Annotated in this window: 18 protein-coding genes; 13 read left to right on the forward strand and 5 right to left on the reverse strand. The window is 59.2% G+C overall.

Going from position 1 to position 21,984, the window contains the following annotated elements; all coding sequences use genetic code 11:
• Nucleotides 1-159: 159 nt before the first annotated feature.
• On the forward strand, nucleotides 160-549 hold the full coding sequence (locus BM395_RS17355) for a DUF3461 family protein (RefSeq protein WP_069901279.1): 390 nt from the start codon (nucleotides 160-162) through the stop codon (nucleotides 547-549).
• 3 nt (nucleotides 550-552) lie between these two features.
• On the opposite strand, the gene BM395_RS17360 is transcribed toward BM395_RS17355, so the two are convergent.
• On the reverse strand, nucleotides 553-798 hold the full coding sequence (locus BM395_RS17360) for a hypothetical protein (protein WP_090514156.1): 246 nt from the start codon (nucleotides 796-798) through the stop codon (nucleotides 553-555).
• A 217-nt stretch (nucleotides 799-1,015) separates the two neighbouring features.
• Between BM395_RS17360 and BM395_RS17365 the strand changes: the two genes are divergently transcribed.
• From BM395_RS17365 to BM395_RS17385, 5 genes are all read left to right on the forward strand, one after another.
• Nucleotides 1,016-1,996, forward strand: coding sequence for an AAA family ATPase (locus BM395_RS17365; protein WP_090514159.1), 981 nt, complete (start codon nucleotides 1,016-1,018; stop codon nucleotides 1,994-1,996).
• A gap of 8 nt (nucleotides 1,997-2,004) precedes the next feature.
• Nucleotides 2,005-3,729 carry a cobaltochelatase CobT-related protein gene (locus BM395_RS17370; RefSeq protein WP_090514162.1) on the forward strand — a complete coding sequence of 575 codons (1,725 nt, stop codon included), beginning with the start codon at nucleotides 2,005-2,007 and terminating at the stop codon, nucleotides 3,727-3,729.
• 352 nt (nucleotides 3,730-4,081) lie between these two features.
• The gene (locus tag BM395_RS17375; protein WP_090514165.1) at nucleotides 4,082-5,098 is read left to right on the forward strand and encodes a TRAP transporter substrate-binding protein; all 1,017 of its coding nucleotides are present in this window, start codon (nucleotides 4,082-4,084) and stop codon (nucleotides 5,096-5,098) included.
• Between the two features lie 143 nt (nucleotides 5,099-5,241).
• On the forward strand, nucleotides 5,242-5,823 hold the full coding sequence (locus BM395_RS17380) for a TRAP transporter small permease (RefSeq protein WP_090514168.1): 582 nt from the start codon (nucleotides 5,242-5,244) through the stop codon (nucleotides 5,821-5,823).
• The gene (locus BM395_RS17385) at nucleotides 5,816-7,159 is read left to right on the forward strand and encodes a TRAP transporter large permease (RefSeq protein WP_069901085.1); all 1,344 of its coding nucleotides are present in this window, start codon (nucleotides 5,816-5,818) and stop codon (nucleotides 7,157-7,159) included. The genes BM395_RS17380 and BM395_RS17385 overlap by 8 nt, the downstream gene beginning before the upstream one ends.
• A gap of 114 nt (nucleotides 7,160-7,273) precedes the next feature.
• Here the strand turns inward: BM395_RS17385 and BM395_RS17390 are convergent, their stop codons facing one another.
• The 4 genes from BM395_RS17390 to BM395_RS17405 form a co-directional block, all read right to left on the reverse strand.
• Nucleotides 7,274-8,377: a dihydrolipoamide acetyltransferase family protein gene (locus tag BM395_RS17390; protein WP_090514171.1), complete on the reverse strand. Its 1,104-nt coding sequence runs from the start codon at nucleotides 8,375-8,377 to the stop codon at nucleotides 7,274-7,276.
• 31 nt (nucleotides 8,378-8,408) lie between these two features.
• Nucleotides 8,409-9,398, reverse strand: coding sequence for an alpha-ketoacid dehydrogenase subunit beta (locus BM395_RS17395; RefSeq protein WP_090514174.1), 990 nt, complete (start codon nucleotides 9,396-9,398; stop codon nucleotides 8,409-8,411).
• A complete protein-coding gene (gene pdhA, locus BM395_RS17400; protein ID WP_090514177.1) occupies nucleotides 9,391-10,479 on the reverse strand; it encodes a pyruvate dehydrogenase (acetyl-transferring) E1 component subunit alpha in 1,089 nt (362 codons plus the stop codon). Before pdhA ends, BM395_RS17395 begins: the two co-directional genes overlap by 8 nt.
• Nucleotides 10,480-10,550: 71 nt before the next feature.
• Nucleotides 10,551-11,573 (reverse strand): Leu/Phe/Val dehydrogenase, encoded by a 1,023-nt coding sequence (locus BM395_RS17405; protein ID WP_069901077.1) that lies wholly within the window; start codon nucleotides 11,571-11,573, stop codon nucleotides 10,551-10,553.
• 230 nt (nucleotides 11,574-11,803) lie between these two features.
• On the opposite strand from BM395_RS17405, the gene BM395_RS17410 reads away from it, so the two are divergent.
• The 7 genes from BM395_RS17410 (at nucleotide 11,804) to gcvT (ending at nucleotide 21,837) form a co-directional block, all read left to right on the forward strand.
• On the forward strand, nucleotides 11,804-12,607 hold the full coding sequence (locus BM395_RS17410) for a SirB1 family protein (RefSeq protein WP_090514180.1): 804 nt from the start codon (nucleotides 11,804-11,806) through the stop codon (nucleotides 12,605-12,607).
• A gap of 338 nt (nucleotides 12,608-12,945) precedes the next feature.
• Nucleotides 12,946-13,329 carry a glycine cleavage system protein GcvH gene (gcvH, locus tag BM395_RS17415; RefSeq protein WP_090514183.1) on the forward strand — a complete coding sequence of 128 codons (384 nt, stop codon included), beginning with the start codon at nucleotides 12,946-12,948 and terminating at the stop codon, nucleotides 13,327-13,329.
• Between the two features lie 9 nt (nucleotides 13,330-13,338).
• On the forward strand, nucleotides 13,339-16,194 hold the full coding sequence (gcvP, locus tag BM395_RS17420) for an aminomethyl-transferring glycine dehydrogenase (protein ID WP_090514186.1): 2,856 nt from the start codon (nucleotides 13,339-13,341) through the stop codon (nucleotides 16,192-16,194).
• Between the two features lie 345 nt (nucleotides 16,195-16,539).
• Nucleotides 16,540-17,916, forward strand: a complete 1,377-nt coding sequence (locus BM395_RS17430) for an alanine/glycine:cation symporter family protein (protein WP_069901069.1) — start codon at nucleotides 16,540-16,542, stop codon at nucleotides 17,914-17,916.
• Nucleotides 17,917-17,966: 50 nt separating this feature from the next.
• The gene (glyA, locus tag BM395_RS17435) at nucleotides 17,967-19,220 is read left to right on the forward strand and encodes a serine hydroxymethyltransferase (protein ID WP_069901067.1); all 1,254 of its coding nucleotides are present in this window, start codon (nucleotides 17,967-17,969) and stop codon (nucleotides 19,218-19,220) included.
• Nucleotides 19,221-19,283: 63 nt separating this feature from the next.
• The gene (locus BM395_RS17440) at nucleotides 19,284-20,660 is read left to right on the forward strand and encodes an L-serine ammonia-lyase (RefSeq protein ID WP_090514192.1); all 1,377 of its coding nucleotides are present in this window, start codon (nucleotides 19,284-19,286) and stop codon (nucleotides 20,658-20,660) included.
• Between the two features lie 52 nt (nucleotides 20,661-20,712).
• A complete protein-coding gene (gene gcvT, locus BM395_RS17445) occupies nucleotides 20,713-21,837 on the forward strand; it encodes a glycine cleavage system aminomethyltransferase GcvT (RefSeq protein ID WP_090514195.1) in 1,125 nt (374 codons plus the stop codon).
• The last annotated feature ends 147 nt before the right edge of the window (nucleotides 21,838-21,984 follow it).

Below are 21,984 nucleotides of genomic sequence, written 5' to 3' on the forward strand. Positions count from 1 at the left end.
TTCCGAACTGCGCCTTGCACCTGACATGCAGATCGAGAATCGCTGAAAACAATAACAATCCGCCCCAATTTGCTCAGCTGAGGAATCATCAGCCGGGTTGATTGCCGTGCGCTTGCAATGGAGCCGAATTATCGATCACTGATTTCTGAGGTAACTGCCATGACCGACTACCCAACCCTGAAAGAGATGGGCATTAGCGCTGTAGAATCAATCAAACGCTTCAGTTTGCGCCAGGAGCGTGACCGCGATGTACTGAAAATCTACTTTGAGCGTCCGGCCAGCTCATTGCGAGCACACAGCCAGAAGTTCACCTTCGCTCATCCGCGCACAGCCATCCCGGGCCAGAGTCGGCACAGCCAGGCTTACGCTGAGTTGAGCAACAGCAGCCCGGTATTATGCAGCGCACTGGCAGAACTCAAACAACTGACCACAGCTGAAGTCCCGCAACTCTCGCCCAAGGCCGAGGTATTGCAGGATCTCCAGCACCTGGAACGTGTGATGGAAGGCAAACTTGCCGAGATTCGCCAGAAAATCGAATGCCTGGCCTGAGTATCAGGCCTGTGCGGGCGCAGCGGGTTGAGCCATCTGCGCCATTTTGCTGGCGAACAGCTGAGCCATCGCCTCGGAGTCACCACCGGCTTCATCCAGCGCCTCAACTACAGCCTGCAAGGTAGGCAAGGTCTTGGCCAGCAAGGCCTCGACATATTGCTCCGGTGTTACCTGTGTATGCGCCTCATAGCGCTGAAACAAATCACTCAGCTGGCTGTTGAGGGCAAGGGTCAGAGTCGTGTTCGACATGCGGGAAGCCTCTTTATTGTTTCTGTCTGGCCCCATCCTTAGCGCGCACGCGCGCCTGCCATAGAGCCAGTTGCACTGCAGTTTTGGCTCCAGCCCCGGCAAAGCTCTACTGTTTAAGCCCGTTCCTGGCCCATCGTTGAATGCCAACTGGCCCCTGCCCCTGATCAATAGCGCCCATAGAATCGGTTGAACTCATTCCGTTTCAGAGGCACTGCGCATGACTGATCTGACCCTTGAATCTGCCAGCCGGCTGGTCTCTGCCCGTGAACTGTTCGGTATCGACAGCAACATGCGCGTACCGGTCCTGCTCAAGCACGATCATCAAGTGCCGGAAATCGACAGCGCCTACCGGTTTAATCCAGAAGTCACGCAAGCGGTGTTGGCAGGTTTTACCCGCAACCGTCGCGTGATGCTTCAGGGCTTGCACGGCACGGGCAAATCAACTCATATCGAGCAGATAGCGGCGCGGCTCAACTGGCCTTGCGTGCGGGTTAATCTGGACGGCCACATAAGCCGCCTGGACTTGATCGGCAAGGACGGCATTGTGTTGCGGGACGGCAAACAGGTCACCGAATTTCAGGAAGGCATTCTGCCGTGGGCGCTGCGCCGGCCAGTGGCGCTGATATTCGATGAATACGATGCCGGGCGCCCGGACGTGATGTTCGTTATTCAGCGCATTCTTGAGCGTGACGGCAAACTCAACTTGCTCGACCAGAATCAGCTGATCACCCCACACCCGCAGTTTCGCCTGTTCGCCACATCTAACACGGTCGGTTTGGGTAACCTCAATGGCTTATACAGCGGCACACAAGTGCTCAATCAGGCGCAGCTCGACCGCTGGAATATCGTCGCCTGCCTGAACTACCTGCCCCCGGCTGAGGAGCAGGCAATTGTAGCCGCGCGGGTTCCGCAACTGCTTGCCCTCTACCCTGCACAACTGCTTGAGTCGATGGTGGCGGTGGCCGGCCTGACCCGTGAGGGCTTTGCCTGTGGCGACCTTTCGACGCTGATGTCGCCACGCGGTGTGATTGCATGGGCCGAAAACACTGAGATATTCGGTGATCCGGCGCTGGCATTTCGCCTGTCATTTCTCAACAAGTGCGACGAAGCCGAGCGCAGCATTGTCGCGGAATACTACCAGCGCTGCTTCGATGATGAACTGCAAGAATCGGCGTTGCCGCACTTGGCGCTGGCGTGAGCAGTGACATGCAACAACCACGACGCGAGAAGCGCCAACAGCAACTCGAAGAGCTGTGCGCTGCGTCTCTACGGGCGTTTTCCGGAGAACGTCGCGTGCGCTATCGCGGCGCCCGGCTGGAAGTAGACGGCCAGCGCGTTGCGGTGCGCGCACCGCATCTGCACCCAGATCCACAACAGGATAACTTTGCGGACTACCGCGCCGTCGCCGACAGCCTGGCGCTGAAACTCAAGTACAGCGACCGCGCGCTTTTGCACACGCAATTACCTGCGCATCCGATTGCCCGGCTGGTATTCGAACTGCTTGAGCAACTGCGCGTTGAATCACTGGTGAGCGACTGCCACCCGGGCATGAAACGTAATCTTATGCAGCGCTACGGCAACTGGAGCCAGCAGTTTCTGGACTCAGGGCAAACCGAAGGGCACGTCGGCCTGATGCTCTTCACTGTGGCGCAAATGAGTTGGTTCCTGCTCTGCGGCGGGCGCGCCAGCGAGCAAACTGAAATGCTCATTGAAGCGCCGCGCCTAAGTCTGCTCGGTCACTTCGGCGCGCACTTCGGACTGCTAAGGCGAACGCGTAATGAGCAACTGCGCTTCGGCGAACATGCGCTTTGGATTGCCGATAAAGTGGTCGAGCTGCTGGATCAGCTTGATGCAGAACTGCTCAATAACGATGAACGCAAAGTCTCGGAAATAGCTGAAAAATCGCACCTGGCTTTTGCCTTGCTGCTCGACAATGAGAGCGATGCAACGGGCGATGAGCACGCCACGACGGCTGGCGCAGGCAGCACACGCAACGGCCACGACGCGTTCACCTACCCGGTTTACAGCCGCGACTATGATCGCGAGTTGAACGCCGCGAATCTGGTGCGCAGCGACCTGTTAAAGCAGCTTCGCCAACGCCTCGACCAGCGCGCTGCCGAACAAGGCCTGAATCTGCCAAGGCTGGCCAGACGCCTGCGTAACCTGCTGGCCGAACCGCAACGTGATGGCTGGGCGTTTGCTCAGGCGGACGGTCAAATAGACGCTGGCAGACTCAGCCGCCTGATCATCAGCCCCGAACAGCGCGAGATATTTCGCCATGAACGCGAGCGGCCGCACAGCGATTGCTGCGTGACCCTGCTGGTCGACAACTCAGGCTCAATGCGCAATCACATTGAGTCGATTGCGTTACTGGTCGACACCTTGAGTCGCGCCCTTGAGTTAGCCGGCGCCAAGAGCGAGATACTTGGCTTCACCACTGGCCAGTGGAATGGCGGACGACCGCTTAAACGTTGGCGCGCAGCAGGCCAACCGGCCAATCCTGGCCGTTTAAATGAGCTTGAGCACCGCGTATACAAAGACGCCAGCACCTCTTGGCGCAAAGCGCGGCCAAGCATTGCGGCGCTGCTGAAATCGGATCTGTTCCGCGAGAGCGTCGACAGTGAAGCCTTGCTCTGGGCGCATCAGCGATTGCGCCGCAGTGATGCCAAACGGCGCATCCTGATCATTATCAGCGACGGCTGCCCAATGGACAGCGCCACCCATCAAACCAATGATCAGGACATTCTCGACCTGCACCTGAAACAGGTCGCACGGCAGATCGAGCAGCAGCCCGGCGTGGAATTATATGCGTTGGGCGTGGGCCTGGATCTTAGCAACTACTACCAGAACAGCCTCGAGCTGGACTTGTCACAGAGCTTCGACAACCGGGTTTTCGACGAGATTTTACAGCTCTTGCACACACGCCAGTAGGCGTGCACCATCGCTGCCAACTGGCCCCTTCAGCGCCCCTTTTACACTCATAAAAATGAGTCATTTTTTGGTGCAAACAGCTGATTTAGAGCGATTTATTGCCCCTAAACCGCGCACTTCAAACTGGCCCCAGACAGGCGCTTGATGTGGCCCTAAACAGACCTCAAACACAGGCGGATTATTGGTCCCGGTCAAACGTAAAGACGGGAAAATAATACGGCATCGCAGACATTAGCAGCACTGCAATGCAACACACGTCTCTTCGGTTTTGCTCGAGTTTGGTCCCAGGATTTTGGAAACCGCTCGGCCTGCACTTTCGTAATCCAAAACAACTAGAACGGAGTACGCAGTTATGACAACCAGCAAACAGTTCACCCGACCGCTCGCCCTCGCCATGTGCTTACTGGCATCTGCGCTTGGCAGCAGCATGACCCACGCGAAGACCTTCCGTGTTGCAGTGGGCGATGGTGCCGGCGGCACCCAACACGAACTCGGCCTGAAGTTTGCTGAGGAGCTGAAAGCCCGTACCAACGGCAAGGATGAAGCCAAGCTATTTCTCAATGGCCAACTTGGCAGCGAAGAAGACACCGTCAGCAACGCCGCAATGGGCACCCTCGACTTCTCGATTCTGGCGATCAACAACGTCACACCGTTCTCGCCGTCCGTTGGCATTCTGACCATGCCCTACATGATCCAGAGCCTGGATGATGCAGTGGCCATGACGCAAAGCGACATCGGCAAGCAGTTGATCGACAACACCGTGCGCGATGCCGGTGTGCGAATCATCGGCTGGGCTTACTCGGGTTTCCGGGTACTGACCAACTCGAAAAAGCCGGTGAACACCGTCGCCGACCTCAAGGGTCTGCAGATTCGCGTACCGAAAAACGAAATCATGATCGACACCTATCGCGCCTGGGGAATTAACCCAACGCCAATGGCCTGGTCGGAGACGTTTACCGGCTTGCAACTGAAAGTGGTCGATGGTCAGGACAACCCGTACCTGACTGTGAACGCGATGAAGTTCGACGAAGTGCAGAAGTACGTCACTAACCTGCGCTACCTGTTCTCCATTGAACCGCTGATTGTCAGCGAGTCGATGTTTGAAGAGCAGACTCCGGAAATGCAGCAGATCATTCTGGATGCAGGCAAAGCTGCCACCTTGCACAGTGAAAAGTGGCTGGTTGCGCAAGAAGACAAGATCAAGCAAGAGCTGACCGCCAAAGGCATGGTAATCACCGACCCGGCCAATGGCGAGAAAGAATGGATCGATCTGGCAGTCAGCAAGGTGTGGCCTAAGTACTACGAGCAAATCGGCGGTAAAGATCAGGTCAATGTCGTGCTCAAGGCCCTGGGTCGCGACACCATCTAAACCGTCAGGTGCCGGCAACCCCGGCACCTGCCCCCCTTTCCCTGATCACGGTCTGCGGCGAACTTGCTGTTCGCTGCGGGCTAATTGCTCACGCAGCACAACGCCCGCTTCTACCCTGAAGCCGAGCGTTCAGGAAGGCGATCATGAAACCTGCCAGCCGCTTCTTCAAAATTATCGACAACCTCGAGAATTACATTTGCCGGGTCCTGTTGGCCCTGTTTGTAATTATCCTGTTTGCGCAAATTCTCAGCCGTAACCTGTTCAATCACTCCCTTTCATGGACCGAGGAATTGGTTACCTACATGTTTGTCTGGTTCGCATTCTTCGGCGCCAGTTACGCGGCCAAATTAGCCGCACACAACCGCGTTACGTTCCAGTTCAAGTTGATGCCACGCAAGGTTGCTGTAGCGCTGGAAGCGCTGTCGGATTTGATCTGGGTCTGCTTCAACTGCTACTTCGTCTACCTCAGCGTGATGTTCTTCATGAAGGCCAATGTCTTCTGGAAATCGCAGACGCTGGGCATCCCGATGAAGTACCTGTATCTGGTTCTGCCAATCGCGTTCACCTTGATGACCTTGCGCGTCCTTCAGGTCAACTATTACAAGCTGGTCAAGGGCATCGATATTCGCGACCCGGAAGCCCAGGAACTGGAAAAGATCATTCAGGACTCCCAAGCCAAAAACACCCGCGAAGTAAGCCAGTTTCAGGAGCGGGTCCATGGTTGATACCACGATCGTCTATATCCTTTTCGGCTCCTTCATTCTGCTGTTGCTGATAGGCACGCCCATCAGCATTTCACTGGCAGTATCGGCCCTGGCCTCGTTTCTTTATCTGGGTGAGAACCCGATCAAGTTCGTCCAGATTGCCTTCACCTCAGTGGGCTCGTTTCCACTGATGGCACTGCCGGCATTTATTCTCGCCGGCGCGCTCATGGAGGCAGCCGGTATTTCCAGGCGGCTGGTAACGCTGGCCGAAAGCTTTGCCGGGCCGATTACCGGTGGCATGTCTGCCGCAGCCGTACTGGCTTGCCTGTTCTTCGGTGCAATCTCGGGCTCAGGTCCCGCGACAACGGCTGCCGTCGGCATGCTGATGATTCCGGCGATGGTCAAGCGCGGCTACGCCAAAGGTTACGCGTCGGCCGTTACGGCCTCATCCGGCGGGCTTGGCATCATCATTCCGCCGTCGATTCCGATGGTGATCTTCGGGATCTCGGCCATGGGCATGCTGCCACCACCGGCTGCGGTGGAGAAATACGGCGCCTTTGACACCGTGTCGATTCCCAAACTGTTTATTGCAGGTGTGGTGCCCGGCTTGATGCTGGCGGGCGGCTTGCTGATCATGAACTACTTTCGCTGCAAAAAACTCGGCTACACCGGCAGCAACGATGGCTGGTCAGGCAGCAAGATACGCAAGGCCATGCGCGATGGTTTCTGGTCGATGCTGGCGCCGTTCGTGATTCTCGGCGGCATTTACACCGGGCTGTTTACGCCGACCGAATCTGCCATCGTGGCAATTTTCTACACCTTGTTTGTCGGCCTGTTCATCCATAAGGAACTGCGTTTACCGGAGATTTTCAAATCGCTGGAAACCACCACCTGGATCACCGGCAGGGTGCTGGTGATTCTGTTTACCGCCACAGTGTTCGGCCGCTTGTTGGTTGAAAATCAGATTCCGGCGGTGGTGGCCGACTCGATGCTGAGCCTGACGGACAACATCTACCTGATCTGGATACTGATCATCGGGTTCCTGCTGTTTGTCGGCATGTTCATGGAAACGCTGGCTGCGATCATGATTCTGACACCGGTAATTCTGCCAATCACCTATACGCTGGGGATCGATCCGGTGCACTTTGGCATCGTCCTGATCTGCTGCCTGAGCATCGGCTTCATGACGCCGCCCATGGGCGAGAACCTGTTCATTGCCTCGGGTATTTCGGGGACGGCCATTGAAGACATCTCGAAACGGGCATTGCCATTCGTGGCCATCCTGACCATCGCGACCTTCATTATCGCCTGCGTTCCCGCAATAACCCTGACCTTGCCCAGACTGCTTGGCTACTGACAACCACATGGTGCTGGCGACCCGCGATACAGGTCGCTGAGCACAGCGCCAGTCAGTAGCCAGGCGATACCATGCAACTGCCAACGGGCTCACTACGGTGAGCCCGTTTTCGATTCAGGGCTGCTCCAGTGCATCGACCAATGCCTTGAGAAACCGCGCGGCCTCGCCTCCCGTAACAGCGCGGTGATCGAAGGTCAGCGACAACGGCAAAATCGGGTGCACCACGACCTTGCCGGCCACCGCAACGGGTTCGTCACGGATGCCTCCGGCGCCGATGATGGTCACTTGCGGCGGGACAATGATCGGGTTGGCGTAACGGCCAAACAGCGTGCCGAAGTTCGACAGCGTGATGGTCGCGCCCATCATTTCCTGCGGCGGAATCGAACGCGCCTTAACATCCGCGCGCAATCGCGCCATGCCCTCTTTCAGGTCCTCGGCGCTACGCGCGCCAACATCACGCAGCACCGGCACAAACAGGCCATCGGGGCTATCAACCGCAATGCCAAGATCCAGGCTCTGATGCTGCTTGATCGACAGTGACTGACCGTCAAACCAGCTATTGAGTACCGGCTCGACTGTACCGGCCTGGGCGATTGCCTGAGCCAGCCGCACCATCGGGTCACGCGCTTGCTTCCAGCGATGCAAATCGGCATCGCCGACAATCACCACCGGCACCACTTGCGCATGCGAGCGCGCCATATTGATGGCCATGCTGCGGCGCACCCCGCGCAGTTTCTCCCCGCCGAATTTATCGCGTGCCGTCTGGCTTGCCGCCTCGACATCCGCTCTGGTGATCAGGCCATTGCTGCCGCTGCCGCTGAGCCCGTCGAGATCGACGCCAACCTGCCGCGCAAACTGGCGCACGGCAGGCGTCGCACGCGCAGCCGAGTGCTCACGAGTCGACGGCGCTGCACCGATGAAAAAGTGATCTTCCTGCTCGGCTTTGCCACCGTCCAGGCGCCCGACCACGGTGCCGGCATCCGCTTCGCCTTCGTACGCCAACAGCGGCTCACCGACATGCAGAATATCGCCCTCGTTGCCGAAGGTTTTCAGCACCACGCCATCATAAGGCGCGGGAATATCGACAATTGCCTTGGCGGTTTCGACCGAGACCAGCAACTGATCTGCCTTAACCGTATCGCCCGCAGCGACATGCCACTGAACGATTTCTGCCTCCTGCAACCCCTCACCCAAATCGGGCAAATTGAAGTTCTTCATACGGCTCTCCTGCACAGTTGAGCGCTGGCTATCAGGCGTATTCGAGCACCTCGGTGCACGCACTGAGAATGTCTGTCACCGCGGGGATGTAGAGTTGCTCCATCCGGTACAAAGGCGGCGGAATATCCGGCGCGGTTACGCGGACGATGGGCGCCTGCAAATCCAGCCATGCGCGCTCATACAAACCGGCGGCAATCTCACTGCCAACCGCGCAGCTCTTCGGCGCTTCGTGAACAATCACGCAGCGTCCGGTTTTGCGCACCGAAGCCTGCAGCGTGTCCATGTCCAGTGGTTTGACGCAGGCCACGTCAATCACCTCAACCGAGACGGCCTGCTCGCTCAGCGCAGCCGCCGCCAGCAGGCTTTCATGCACGCTGGCGCCCCAAGTGATGAGGGTCAGGTCTGCGCCCTCGCGCAAGGTGAAGCAGGTGTCCAGTGGCAAGCGTTTGCCATCGTCCACCAGCGGTTGCGGGTTCATCCGGTACAGCCGCGTTGGCTCAAGAAACACCACCGGGTCCGGGTCGTCGATGGCCGCGAGTAACAGCCCATATGCTCTGGCCGGCGACGAAGGAATGACCAGGCGCAGGCCGGGAATCTGCGCAAACATCGCTTCGGTGCTTTCGCTGTGATGTTCCGGCGCGCGAATGCCGGCGCCCATTGGCGTGCGTAACACCAACGGGCATGTCAGCCGGCCACGCGTGCGATTGCGCATGCGGCTGGCATGCGACACCAGATGATCCAGCGCCGGGTAGATAAAGCCCATGAACTGGATTTCCATGACCGGTTTCAGCCCCTGCGCCGCCATGCCGACCGCCAATCCGCTGATCATGGTTTCGGCCAACGGTGTGTCGATCACCCGCTTCAACCCGAATGCATCGCGCAAACCCTGAGTGGCGCGAAATACACCGCCGTTTACGCCAACATCTTCGCCGAGCACCACCACGTTTTCGTCTTCATTCATGGCCCGGTGCAGCGCCAGATTCACCGCCTCGAGCAGGCTTAATTTGCTTGGCTCATTCATGCTCGGCCTCCCTGCGACTGGCGCGCTCCAGCAAGTCTTCTCGTTGCTCTGCGAGCGCCTGCGGCCACTGCGCGTAGACGTAGTCGATAATCGACTCGACTGGCGCCGCGTCGACACCTTCGAATGCATCGACCGCCGCTTGCACCTGAGCCTGACACGTCTTGATCATCGCCTGTTCGCGGCTCTCATCCCAGCACTGTTGCGCCCGTAAGAACGCTTGCATGCGCTTGATCGGCTCACTCAGCCAGGCTTGCTTGACCTCGGCATCAGGCCGGTAACGGCTGGCATCGTCGGCGGTGGTGTGATCGCCCAACCGATAACTCATGCACTCGATTAAGGTCGGGCCTTTTCCTTGCCGTGCTCGCTCCAGCGCAAGGCGTGTGCGGTGATAAACCGCCAGCACATCGTTGCCATCGACCTGTTCGCCGCTGAAACCGGCACCGATTGCCTTTTGCGCCAGCGTGGCGGCAGCGCACTGGATCTTGCGCGGCACCGAGATCGCCCATTGGTTGTTATTGACGATGAACACCACGGGCAATTGCCAGGCCCCGGCGACGTTCAATGCTTCGAGAAAATCGCCCTTGCTGGTCGCGCCGTCACCGCAAGTGGTGACCGTGGCCCGATGCTCGCCACGGATTTTCATCGCGCTGGCGACGCCGCACGCATGCAAAGCCTGCGTGGCGATGGGTACGCAGAGCGGGAAGTCCTGTGCGACAGCCGGATCGGCGTAGTCACTGCCGCGCTCATCGCCGCCCCAATAGAGCAGAATTTCTTCCATCTTCACGCCGCGCATCACTTGCACGGCCGTGTCGCGGTAGTACGGCACCAGCACGTCATCGGCATGCATCGCGGCGCCGATTCCAACGCCAACGGCCTCCTGGCCCAGCGTGGGCGCATAGGTACCAATCCGCCCGGTGCGCTGCAAGGCGACGGCCTTTTGATCAAACAGGCGGGTTAAAACCATCTGCTGGTACAAGCCAATCAGCAACTGCTGGTCATCCGCCCACGCCGGCAAGGCTTCGAGCAGTTGACCGTCTGTGGCCAGAAATTGGCTGAAGGTGATATTCAAGCTGTCCTGCATGTTTAGCTCCCCGACACCTTATGGGCGTCTGCCGATGCGTTGGCTTTTGGCCGCGGCTTCAGTGTTGCGACCTATTTTGGATACAGCAGGCGCTCTGCCAGCGCGTCTGCTACACGGGCCGGTGGACGTTTGTCGGCCTGCGCGTGGGCGAAAATTTCGGTGAGGCGCTGGCTGATCCGCGCCAGGTGGGCAGTAATCGCCGGCAGCTCCTGCCCCTGATGCTGCAAGGCGACGTAGATCAGGCCGCCGGCATTGATCACATAATCGGGGGCATAAAGGATGCCCCGCGCTTGCAAGGCGTCGGATATTTCAGGATTGGCCAACTGGTTATTGGCGGCGCCGGCGATTGCACTGCAACGCAGCCTGGTTACGCTCTCGGTATTGAGCACGCCGCCCAACCCGCACGGCGACAGAATCTCGCAGGGCGTTGAGAGCAGCTCATCAGTCGGCACCGCCTTGGCGCCGAACTCTTCGACCGCCAGTTGCACGCGCCCTTGATCGATATCACTGACAATCAACTCGGCACCGGCTGCATGCAGATGCGCCGCCAGCGCGTAGCCGACATGGCCCAAACCCTGAATGGCAACACGGATGCCCTCAAGCTCATCGCAGCCGAAGCGCGCCATCGCGGTCGCACGAATCCCGCTATACACGCCCATTGCTGTATGCGGTGACGGGTCGCCCGCCGAGGTGGTGCTAGTAACGTGCTGGGTGTATTGGGCGATACAGTCCATGTCGGCACTGGTGGTGCCGCTGTCCATTGCGGTGATGTAACGGCCCTTGAGGGTTTCGATAAACCGGCCAAATGCCTCGAACAAGGCGGCTCGATCATTCACGTGCGGCGGGCGCATGATCACCGCCTTGCCGCCCCCTTGCGCCAACCCGGCCAAGGCGGCCTTGTAACTCATGCCCTGGGCGAGCCGCAGGGCATCGCGCAGGGCGGCTTGTTCATCGGGATAGGTCAGGAATCTGCAGCCGCCCAGTGCCGGGCCGAGTTGCGTATTGTGAATGGCAATAATGGCCCGCAGGCCTGTGGCCGGGTCCTGGGTCATATGCAGTGACTCAAGACGCGATGCCGACATCATGCTGAACATGGTGCGCCCCTTGCTGAACACTCAGATGAGTATAGGCCCCGCCCTGAGCCCCGACTTATCCAGCAGATATAAGCCAGCCGCTGCTGAGCAACTCTGCGCATAAGCAAGCGATAAACTGCCATGCCCCAGCGTTTTGTCGGCTACGGCATAAAACCGTTCTGCAGCCAGCACTCAAACACTAGACGCAGCGCTCAAGGCCAGCTAAAACAGATGCATCAGAGGGTTTGCCAATGAATCCACGCGCCATGTGCATCGAGTGCCTCTCCCGCCAGCCCAGCGCCTTATTGGAGGCCGCGTTGTGGTTGGCCGCAGAGCATGATTCGACGCTGCAACCGGCCCTCGTGCTTGAGCAGTTCGGCGAACTGCAGCGCCAGATAGACGCGGCATTGCCCTCACTGCCACCACAAGAACTGGCGCAACCGCTGTTAAGGCAGCTCAGTCACCAGGGCTTTCGTCAGGACGACAGTCCGCTGTTAACGCCCCGCGTCGCACTCTTGCACAGGGTTCTGCAATGGCGTTGTGGCCAGCCGTTATCATTGGCGATCATTGCCTTGGAGTTGGCGCGGCGTCTGGGAATAGCCCTGCAGGGGATTAATTTTCCCGGCTACTTCCTGCTGCGGGTTCCCGGCGCGGATCATCTGCTCGACCCGTGCAGCGGACGGCGGTTGTACCCGCAAGACCAACGCGAATTGCTGCTGCGCACTCAGGGCACGAACGCCAAATTACAGGCCGGGTACCTGCAGGTGGCCAGCGACCAGAACATGCTCCAGCGCTTGTCGCGCAACTTGCGCGAACTGCACACTCAGGCCGATGATTATCTGGCCGCCCTGAAAGATGCCGAGCGGGTGTTGCAGTTGGGCGAACCGTCAGCGCCGGACCATCTGGCCCGCGCGCATCTGCTTGAACAATTGGAATGCCCGCAGGCGGCGCGGTTCGATTTGCAGCGCGCCATGCTCCTGACCGAAGATGAGTCGCTGCGCTATCAACTGGCGCAACGCCTTCGCGAACTTCAAAAGTCGCCTGCTCTTCATTAGGCCGGAATGGCCATTACTGGCTTGCTGACACGAACAACCGTATCAAATTCAATACATCGTATCTGTTTCGATACACATGACCCAGATCCAGCATTCAGCGGGCCAAGCCCTGGATATAGGCTTTGACCCTGAAATTCCGTATCGAAATCAATACACGCAGCGCTCTCGCCGTATCCGTGAAAAACCCTCAAACGACTGATTTTACTGGTTTTTATCAAACAAACCGGCACTGGCACTGCCCTTGCTAGATTGTTTGATTAATAGCTCGCGACCCAACCGCGAGCATCAGACCATCGCCTGCAACAGAAACAGGCGAGCCTGTCACTTGAGGAGTTCACATGAGCGAATTGCGTTTTACCGTCGAGCACGAATGGCTGCGTCAGGAAGCAGATGGCCTGATCACTGTGGGCATCACCGCCTATGCCCAGGAAGCGCTGGGTGACGTGGTATTCGTGCAATTGCCGGACACGCAAGCCTACAGCGCCGAAGCTGAAGTCGCCGTGCTCGAATCCGTCAAGGCAGCCAGCAATATCACCATGCCGCTGGACGGCGAAGTCGTTGAGATCAATGCAGAGCTAGAATCAAGCCCTGAGCTGGTCAACGAGGACCCGCTGGGCAAAGGCTGGTTCTTCCGCTTCCGCCCTGCCAACCCAGGCGCCATCGCCGACCTGCTTGACCAAGCAGCGTACGATCGCCTGCTAAATGCCAACGCTGACGCCTGAGGTTTGCTGATGACTGACCTGACGACCCAAAACGAATTTATCGCGCGCCACATCGGCCCGCGTGACGCTGATATTGAAGCCATGCTCGCGCAGCTGGGCTACGACTCGCTGGAAGCTCTGAGCGCCAGCGTTATCCCGGAAAGCATCAAAGGCACCAGCGTTCTGGGCCAGACGCCGGGCCTCAGCGAAGCCGATGCACTGGCTAAAATCAAAACTATCGCGGCCAAGAATCAGCAGTTCAAGACCTTCATTGGTCAGGGCTATTACGGCACTCATACGCCGTCACCGATTCTGCGCAACCTGTTTGAAAATCCGGCCTGGTACACGGCTTACACGCCTTACCAGCCAGAGATTTCCCAGGGTCGCCTCGAAGCCCTGCTGAACTTCCAGACCCTGATCAGCGACCTGTCCGGCCTGCCGATCGCTAACGCCTCGCTGCTCGACGAAGCCACTGCTGCCGCCGAAGCCATGACGTTCTGCAAGCGCCTGTCGAAAAACAAGGCCAGCAACAGCTTCTTCGCCTCCCAGCATTGCCACCCGCAGACCCTCGACGTTCTGCGCACCCGCGCCGAACCGCTGGGCATTGACGTGGTTGTAGGCGATGAAGCCGAAATCACCGACGCCAGCGCCTACTTCGGCGCCCTGCTGCAATACCCGGCCAGCAACGGCGATATCTTCGATTACCGCGCACTGGTTGAGCGTTTCCACGCGGCCAACGCGCTGGTTGCAGTGTCTGCCGACTTGCTCGCCCTGACCCTGCTCACGCCGCCAGGTGAATTCGGCGCCGACGTTGCCCTGGGCAGCGCTCAGCGTTTCGGCGTGCCACTGGGCTTTGGTGGTCCGCACGCGGCCTACTTCGCCACCCGCGATGCCTTCAAGCGCGACATGCCGGGCCGTCTGGTCGGTGTCTCGGTTGACCGCTTCGGCAAGCCGGCTCTGCGCCTTGCCATGCAAACCCGCGAGCAGCACATCCGCCGCGAGAAGGCCACCAGCAACATCTGTACTGCTCAGGTTCTGCTGGCCAACATCGCCAGCATGTATGCGGTTTATCACGGTCCGCAAGGCCTGACCCGCATTGCCAAGCGCGTGCATCAGATGACTGCAATCTTCGCTCAGGGTCTGGCCAAGCTGGGCCTTGCTGTCGAGCAGGAAAACTTCTTCGACACCCTGACCATCGCAACCGGCGCACGCACGGCCAAGCTGCATGCGCACGCGCATCAGCTGTCGATCAACCTGCGCGTTGTCGATGGTCAACGTGTTGGCGTGTCGTTCGACGAAACCACCGACCAAGCGGCCATTGAAAGCCTCTGGGAAGTCTTCGCCGAGCCGGGCAACAGCCTGCCAAGTTTCGACGAGCTGGCCAAAGCCGTTGCAAACCGCCTGCCGCAAGCGCTGCTGCGTCAGTCCGAGATTCTCAGCCATCCGGTGTTCAACCGTTATCACTCCGAAACCGAGCTGATGCGCTACCTGCGCAAGCTGGCCGACAAAGACCTGGCGCTGGATCGCAGCATGATTCCGCTGGGCTCTTGCACCATGAAACTCAACGCCGCCAGCGAAATGATTCCAGTGACCTGGGCCGAGTTCGGCAACCTGCACCCGTTTGCACCGGCTGAGCAGAGCCTTGGCTACCAGCAACTGACCGACGAACTGGAGGCCATGCTCTGCGCTGCCACCGGTTACGACGGTGTTTCGCTGCAGCCAAACGCTGGCTCGCAAGGCGAATACGCGGGCCTGCTGGCAATTCGTGCCTACCACATCAGCCGTGGCGACGATCAGCGCGATATCTGCCTGATCCCGCAATCGGCGCATGGCACCAACCCGGCAACTGCCAGCATGGTAGGCATGCGCGTCGTGGTAACGGCCTGTGATGCTCGCGGTAACGTCGACATCGAAGACCTGCGCGCCAAGGCTGAAGAACACAAGGATCGTCTGGCTGCCCTGATGATCACTTACCCGTCGACCCACGGCGTGTTTGAGGAAGGCATCCGCGAGATCGCGCAAATCGTTCACGACAACGGCGGTCAGGTTTACATCGACGGCGCCAACATGAACGCCATGGTTGGCCTGTGCGCACCCGGCCAGTTCGGCGGCGACGTATCGCACCTCAACCTGCACAAAACCTTCTGCATCCCGCACGGCGGCGGTGGTCCGGGTGTTGGCCCGATCGGCGTCAAGTCGCACCTGATTCCATTCCTGCCGGGCCACGCCAACATGGCGCGCAAAGAAGGCGCGGTCAGCGCGGCACCGTTCGGCAGCGCAAGCATTCTGCCGATCACCTGGATGTACATCAGCATGATGGGTGGCGAAGGCCTCAAGCGTGCATCGCAGCTGGCGATCCTCAATGCCAACTACATTGCCCGTCGCCTAGAAGAGCATTACCCAGTGCTCTACACCGGCACTAACGGTCTGGTTGCGCATGAGTGCATCCTCGACATTCGCCCGATCAAGGACCTCAGCGGCATCAGCGTTGATGACGTCGCCAAGCGCCTGATCGATTTCGGTTTCCACGCACCGACCATGTCGTTCCCGGTAGCGGGCACCTTGATGATCGAGCCGACCGAAAGCGAATCGAAAGAAGAGCTGGATCGTTTCTGCGACGCTATGATCGCCATTCGCGAAGAAATTCGTGCGGTAGAACGCGGCGATCTCGACAAAGACAACAACCCGCTGAAAAACGCGCCGCACACCGCTCTTGAGCTGGTTGGCGAGTGGACGCACAGCTACAGCCGTGAGCAGGCCGTTTACCCAACCGCCTCGCTGATTGACGGTAAGTACTGGCCACCCGTGGGTCGCGTCGACAACGTGTTTGGTGACCGCAACCTGATCTGCGCTTGCCCGTCGATCGAAGCGTACCAAGACGCCTAAGCAACACCGACAAACGCCTGCGCAACCCGCAGGCGTTTGTTATGGGGCATCGCCCCGCTTATTGAATACCCGGCTCATCAACTGATGGTCCGTGTGGATTGGCGCCTCAATCTGTGGCGCCAACCAATAGCCGATTGCTCACCGGTAATCGGTCATGCAACACCATGGTTTCACCCGTTTGACGATGTTCTCGGACTTCTGAAAGAAATGTTCAACGCCAGCGCAACAAAGCTGGCGCAGAGTGGTTCAGAGGCAACCGACAATTCCACCTGCAACACAACTGCAAACAGCCCCTAACCAGCACAGGCAACCCCTGACGCTGACAACAACAATAAGGTGCGTTATATGGAATTTCTCAACACCCTCGTAAACACAATCAACGGACTCGTCTGGGGCCCACCCATGTTGGTGGCGATTCTCGGCACGGGCCTGTTCCTCATGTTGCGCCTCAAGTTCATGCCGCTGAGCAAGATCGGCGCTGGCTTCAGCCTGATGTGGAAAGGCCGCAAGAAGGATGATGAAACCAGCGGCGAGATCAGCCCGTTCCAGGCGCTGATGACCTGCCTCGCAGCAACCGTCGGTACCGGCAACATTGCCGGCGTGGCCACGGCGATATTCCTCGGCGGCCCCGGTGCGCTGTTCTGGATGTGGTGCACGGCGCTGGTCGGCATGGCAACCAAGTACTGCGAAGTGGTGCTGGCCGTGCATTACCGCGAGAAAGATGATCGCGGCGAGCATGTCGGCGGGCCGATGTACGCAATCAAGAACGGCCTGGGCAAGAAGTGGCTGTGGCTCGGCACCGCATTCGCCATTTTCGGCGGTCTTGCAGGTTTCGGCATCGGCAACATGGTGCAAGTCAACAGCATGGCGCACGCCCTGCAAACCACCTTCGACATTCCCCTGTGGCTAACCGGCGTGGTCAGCATGGTCGCCGTGGGTCTGGTGATTCTCGGCGGCATCAAGCGCATCGGCGTCGTTGCAGCCGCACTGGTACCGTTCATGTGCATCGCTTACATCGTCGCCTCGATTGTGGTGCTGGTGGTGTTTGCCGAGCAGATCCCGAATGCCTTCAACCTGATCTTCACCCACGCCTTCAGCCCAGCAGCCGCCACCGGTGGTTTTGCCGGTGCAGCAGTGATGGCGGCGATTCGTTTCGGTGTCGCCCGCGGTATTTTCTCCAACGAAGCGGGCCTCGGCACCGCCGGTATCGCGCAAGCGGCGGGCACCACCAATAGCCCGGTTCGCTCAGGCATGATCGGGATGCTGGGCACATTTATCGACACCCTGATCATCTGCACCATGACCGGTCTGGCCATCATCTGTTCCGGCGTCTGGACCAGCGGCGTGAGTGGCGCGGCGCTTTCAGCCTCGGCATTCGAGTCGGCCATGCCCGGCTTTGGCGGCGCATTCCTGAGCATCGCGCTGGTGGTTTTTGCGTTCACCACCATTCTTGGCTGGAGCTATTTCGGCGAGAAGTGCTGGGAATTCATGGTCGGCACTAAAGCAATCATGCCGTTCCGGATTATCTGGGTATTGGCCGTGCCTTTTGGCGCCATTGCCCAACTCGACTTCGCCTGGCTGCTGGCCGATACGCTGAATGGTTTGATGGCCCTGCCTAACCTGCTTTCGTTGCTGCTGCTGAGCCCGATCGTAGTCAAGCTGACCCGCGATCACTTCAACCCGAACATCGTTGAGCGCAGCGTCGAATCCCTGCAACGCTAAATCATCTTGCGCGGGCGATAAGCGCCCGCGCCTTCTTGAAGGACACCGCAATGTTCTACAAAAGCCTGACTCTGAATGATTACGACCCTGCGCTGGCCCACGCCATTGCTGCTGAAGAGCAGCGTCAGGAAGACCATATCGAGCTGATTGCCTCGGAAAACTACACCAGCCCCGCTGTAATGACCGCGCAAGGCACCGGCCTGACCAACAAGTACGCCGAAGGCTATCCGGGCAAGCGTTACTACGGCGGCTGCGAGCATGTGGACATCGTCGAAAGCCTGGCCATTGAGCGCGCCAAGCAACTGTTCGGCGCTGACTACGCCAACGTCCAGCCGCACTCGGGCTCGTCTGCCAATTCGGCGGTCTATCTGGCGCTGCTGCAAGCTGGCGACACCATTCTGGGCATGAGCCTGGCGCATGGCGGCCACCTGACTCACGGCGCCAAAGTCAGCTCATCCGGCAAGCTGTATAACGCAGTGCAATACGGCATTGATGATCAGGGCCTGATTGATTATGCCGAGGTTGAGCGACTGGCTGTCGAGCACAAGCCGAAGATGATCGTGGCTGGTTTCTCGGCTTATTCGCGCACGCTGGACTTCCCGCGCTTCCGTGAAATCGCCGATAAAGTTGGCGCTTATCTGTTCGTCGACATGGCCCACGTGGCCGGCCTGGTTGCCGCTGGCTTGTACCCGAACCCGCTGCCGTACGCAGACGTGGTTACGACCACCACTCACAAGACCCTGCGCGGCCCGCGCGGCGGCTTGATTCTGGCCAAAGCCAACGCCGAGATCGAGAAGAAACTCAACTCGGCGGTTTTCCCCGGCGGCCAGGGCGGCCCGTTGATGCACGTTATCGCGGGTAAAGCGGTGTGCTTCAAAGAGGCGATGGAGCCTGCGTTCAAAACCTATCAGCAGCAAGTGATCAACAATGCCCGCGCCATGGCGGAAGTGTTTGTGGGTCGCGGCTATGAAGTGGTGTCCGGCGGTACCGATAACCACCTGTTCCTGCTCAGCCTGATCAAGCAGGGCCTGACCGGCAAAGCGGCCGATGCCGCGCTCGGCGATGCGCACATCACCGTCAACAAGAACGCCGTGCCCAACGATCCGCAGTCGCCGTTCGTGACCTCGGGCATTCGTATCGGCACGCCAGCAGTCACCACCCGCGGTTTCAAGGAAGGCGAGTGCCGCGAACTGGCTGGCTGGATTTGCGACATTCTCGATGAACTGGACAACCCGGCAGTTATCGAACGTGTACGCGGTCAGGTCGCGCAGCTGTGCGAAACCTTCCCGGTCTACGCTGACTAAACCGCAGGTTAAGTCATTGATGCGACCAGCGCCCGGCGTTGGTCGCGGATAAATCGAGGTTATATGTCACTCAGTGTTTTTGACTTGTTCAAGATAGGCATCGGCCCTTCCAGTTCGCATACGGTTGGCCCCATGCGCGCGGCTGCCCGTTTTGCCGAAGGCCTGCGCCGTGACGACCTGTTGCAATCGACGGCCAAGGTGTGCGTTGAACTCTACGGCTCACTCGGCGCGACCGGCAAAGGCCACGGCAGTGATAAAGCGGTACTGCTGGGCCTGCTCGGCGAGCACCCGGACAGCGTCGATACAACGACGATCGAGCAGCGGCTGAGCGAGATTCGCAAAGCCGGTGAGATCCCGTTGCTCGGTGAAAAGACCATCCGTTTTGTCGAGAAAGAACACCTTGCGATGATTCGCAAACCGCTGCCCTTTCATCCCAATGGCATGATTTTCCGCGCCTTCGATGAAGCCGGTTTGCAAACCCGCAGCCGCGAGTACTACTCGGTTGGCGGCGGTTTTGTGGTCGACGATGAAGCCGCCGGGGCAGATCGCATTGTCGAAGACAAAACCCAGCTGGCCTACCCCTTTACCACGGCCAAGCAGCTGCTTGCCCACTGCGCCGAACACAAGCTGTCGATCAGCCAGGTGATGCTGGCCAATGAAGCGGCGTGGCGACCTGAAGCGGAAACCCGCGAGCGCCTGCTGCACATCTGGCAAGTGATGCAGGACTGCGTCAACGCCGGCTGCAACAACGAAGGCATCATGCCGGGCGGGCTCAAAGTCAAACGCCGCGCAGCCGCTCTGCACCGGCAACTGTGCAAACACCCGGAAGCCAATATTCGCGATGCACTCAGCGTACTCGACTGGGTGAACCTGTACGCCTTGGCAGTCAACGAAGAGAACGCCAGCGGCGGGCGCGTGGTTACTGCGCCAACTAACGGTGCGGCAGGCATCATTCCCGCCGTGCTGCATTACTACACACGCTTCATCAGCGGCGCCAACGATGATGGCGTGATCAACTTTCTGCTCACCGCCGCAGCAATCGGCATTCTCTACAAAGAGAACGCCTCGATCTCGGGCGCCGAGGTTGGTTGTCAGGGTGAGGTTGGCGTGGCGTGTTCGATGGCAGCCGGTGCGCTGTGTGAAGTGCTTGGCGGCACGGTGGAACAGGTCGAGAACGCGGCCGAAATTGGCATGGAGCACAACCTTGGCCTGACTTGCGATCCGGTAGGCGGCCTGGTTCAGGTGCCGTGCATCGAGCGTAACGCGATGGGCTCGGTGAAGGCGATCAACGCTGTGCGCATGGCCCTGCGCGGCGACGGCCAGCACTTCATCTCGCTGGATAAAGTGATCCGCACCATGCGCCAGACCGGCGCCGACATGAAGAGCAAATACAAGGAAACCGCGCGTGGCGGTTTGGCTGTAAACATTATCGAATGCTGAAAACACGTGGCAGCCAGCGCGCTGCGGCGTAAAGAATACCAAGGAGACCCGCATGACTACCGAAACACTCGCAAAAACCCCGCTGCACGCCCTGCACCTCGAACTGGGTGCACGCATGGTGCCGTTCGCAGGCTTCGACATGCCTGTGCAATACCCGCTGGGTGTGATGAAAGAGCATCTGCACACGCGCGATCAGGCCGGTTTGTTTGATGTCTCGCACATGGGCCAGTTGGTACTGCGCGGCGCCGATGCGGCCAAAGCGCTGGAAACACTGGTACCGGTCGACATCATCGACTTGCCGGTCGGCATGCAGCGTTATGCGATGTTCACGGACGAGAACGGCGGCATTCTTGACGACCTGATGGTTGCCAACCTCGGCAATGACACCCTGTTTCTGGTGGTCAACGCTGCCTGCAAAGACCAGGATCTGGCCCACTTGCAAAAGCACATCGGCGCACAGTGCGAGATCGAAAGCCTGTTCGACACGCGTGCATTGCTGGCCCTGCAAGGCCCGAAAGCGGTTGATGTGCTCAGCCGCCTGGCGCCGGAAGTGGCGCAGATGACCTTCATGCAGTTCGCGCCAGTGCGCCTGCTCGGGGTTGATTGCTTCGTCAGCCGTTCGGGCTACACCGGTGAAGACGGCTATGAAATCTCAGTGCCGAATGAAAGTGCCGAAATGCTCGCCCGCAGCTTGCTGGCCGAGCCGGAAGTCGAGGCAATCGGCCTGGGCGCACGTGACTCGCTGCGCCTCGAAGCCGGCCTGTGCCTGTATGGCCACGATATGAGCACCAGCAGCACGCCAATCGAAGCCAGCCTGCTCTGGGCCATCTCCAAGGCTCGCCGTGCCGACGGTGCGCGTGCCGGTGGTTTCCCTGGCGCTGAACGTATCTTCGCCCAGCAGCAAGCCGGCGTTGAAAGCAAGCGCGTAGGCCTGTTGCCGCAAGAGCGTGTTCCGGTGCGTGAGGGCGCAGAAATTGTTGATGCCGACGGCACCATCATCGGCGCGGTATGCAGCGGCGGCTTCGGCCCGACACTGGGCGCACCGGTTGCCATGGGTTATGTAAAAGCCAGCCATGTACCGGCAGACAGCGAAGTCTGGGCAATCGTACGCGGCAAGAAAGTGGCGATGAAAGTGGCCAAAACCCCGTTCGTACCACAGCGCTATTACCGCGGCTGATAAAACCAAGAGCGTGCGCGGTTTAGCGCTAGTCGCGACCGCGCCGTTGTTGGGAGTTCCATCCACCGCACGCCGAAAATCACACCGTTGTGAGCTTCTCTATGCTGGAAGATGGAATCCGCGCAGCGGCTTCCGTCATGACGGCCT

It is taken from the genome of Pseudomonas marincola (assembly GCF_900116605.1).
In the GTDB taxonomy this organism is placed as follows: domain Bacteria; phylum Pseudomonadota; class Gammaproteobacteria; order Pseudomonadales; family Pseudomonadaceae; genus Aquipseudomonas; species Aquipseudomonas marincola.

Bases quoted from the DNA above. Each gene is read 5' to 3' on its own strand.
- BM395_RS17355 (WP_069901279.1), top strand. From the start codon at position 160: ATGACCGACTACCCAACCCTGAAAGAGATGGGCATTAGCGCTGTAGAA.
- BM395_RS17360 (WP_090514156.1), bottom strand. From the start codon at position 798: ATGTCGAACACGACTCTGACCCTTGCCCTCAACAGCCAGCTGAGTGAT.
- BM395_RS17365 (WP_090514159.1), top strand. From the start codon at position 1,016: ATGACTGATCTGACCCTTGAATCTGCCAGCCGGCTGGTCTCTGCCCGT.
- BM395_RS17370 (WP_090514162.1), top strand. From the start codon at position 2,005: ATGCAACAACCACGACGCGAGAAGCGCCAACAGCAACTCGAAGAGCTG.
- BM395_RS17375 (WP_090514165.1), top strand. From the start codon at position 4,082: ATGACAACCAGCAAACAGTTCACCCGACCGCTCGCCCTCGCCATGTGC.
- BM395_RS17380 (WP_090514168.1), top strand. From the start codon at position 5,242: ATGAAACCTGCCAGCCGCTTCTTCAAAATTATCGACAACCTCGAGAAT.
- BM395_RS17385 (WP_069901085.1), top strand. From the start codon at position 5,816: ATGGTTGATACCACGATCGTCTATATCCTTTTCGGCTCCTTCATTCTG.
- BM395_RS17390 (WP_090514171.1), bottom strand. From the start codon at position 8,377: ATGAAGAACTTCAATTTGCCCGATTTGGGTGAGGGGTTGCAGGAGGCA.
- BM395_RS17395 (WP_090514174.1), bottom strand. From the start codon at position 9,398: ATGAATGAGCCAAGCAAATTAAGCCTGCTCGAGGCGGTGAATCTGGCG.
- pdhA (WP_090514177.1), bottom strand. From the start codon at position 10,479: ATGCAGGACAGCTTGAATATCACCTTCAGCCAATTTCTGGCCACAGAC.
- BM395_RS17405 (WP_069901077.1), bottom strand. From the start codon at position 11,573: ATGTTCAGCATGATGTCGGCATCGCGTCTTGAGTCACTGCATATGACC.
- BM395_RS17410 (WP_090514180.1), top strand. From the start codon at position 11,804: ATGAATCCACGCGCCATGTGCATCGAGTGCCTCTCCCGCCAGCCCAGC.
- gcvH (WP_090514183.1), top strand. From the start codon at position 12,946: ATGAGCGAATTGCGTTTTACCGTCGAGCACGAATGGCTGCGTCAGGAA.
- gcvP (WP_090514186.1), top strand. From the start codon at position 13,339: ATGACTGACCTGACGACCCAAAACGAATTTATCGCGCGCCACATCGGC.
- BM395_RS17430 (WP_069901069.1), top strand. From the start codon at position 16,540: ATGGAATTTCTCAACACCCTCGTAAACACAATCAACGGACTCGTCTGG.
- glyA (WP_069901067.1), top strand. From the start codon at position 17,967: ATGTTCTACAAAAGCCTGACTCTGAATGATTACGACCCTGCGCTGGCC.
- BM395_RS17440 (WP_090514192.1), top strand. From the start codon at position 19,284: ATGTCACTCAGTGTTTTTGACTTGTTCAAGATAGGCATCGGCCCTTCC.
- gcvT (WP_090514195.1), top strand. From the start codon at position 20,713: ATGACTACCGAAACACTCGCAAAAACCCCGCTGCACGCCCTGCACCTC.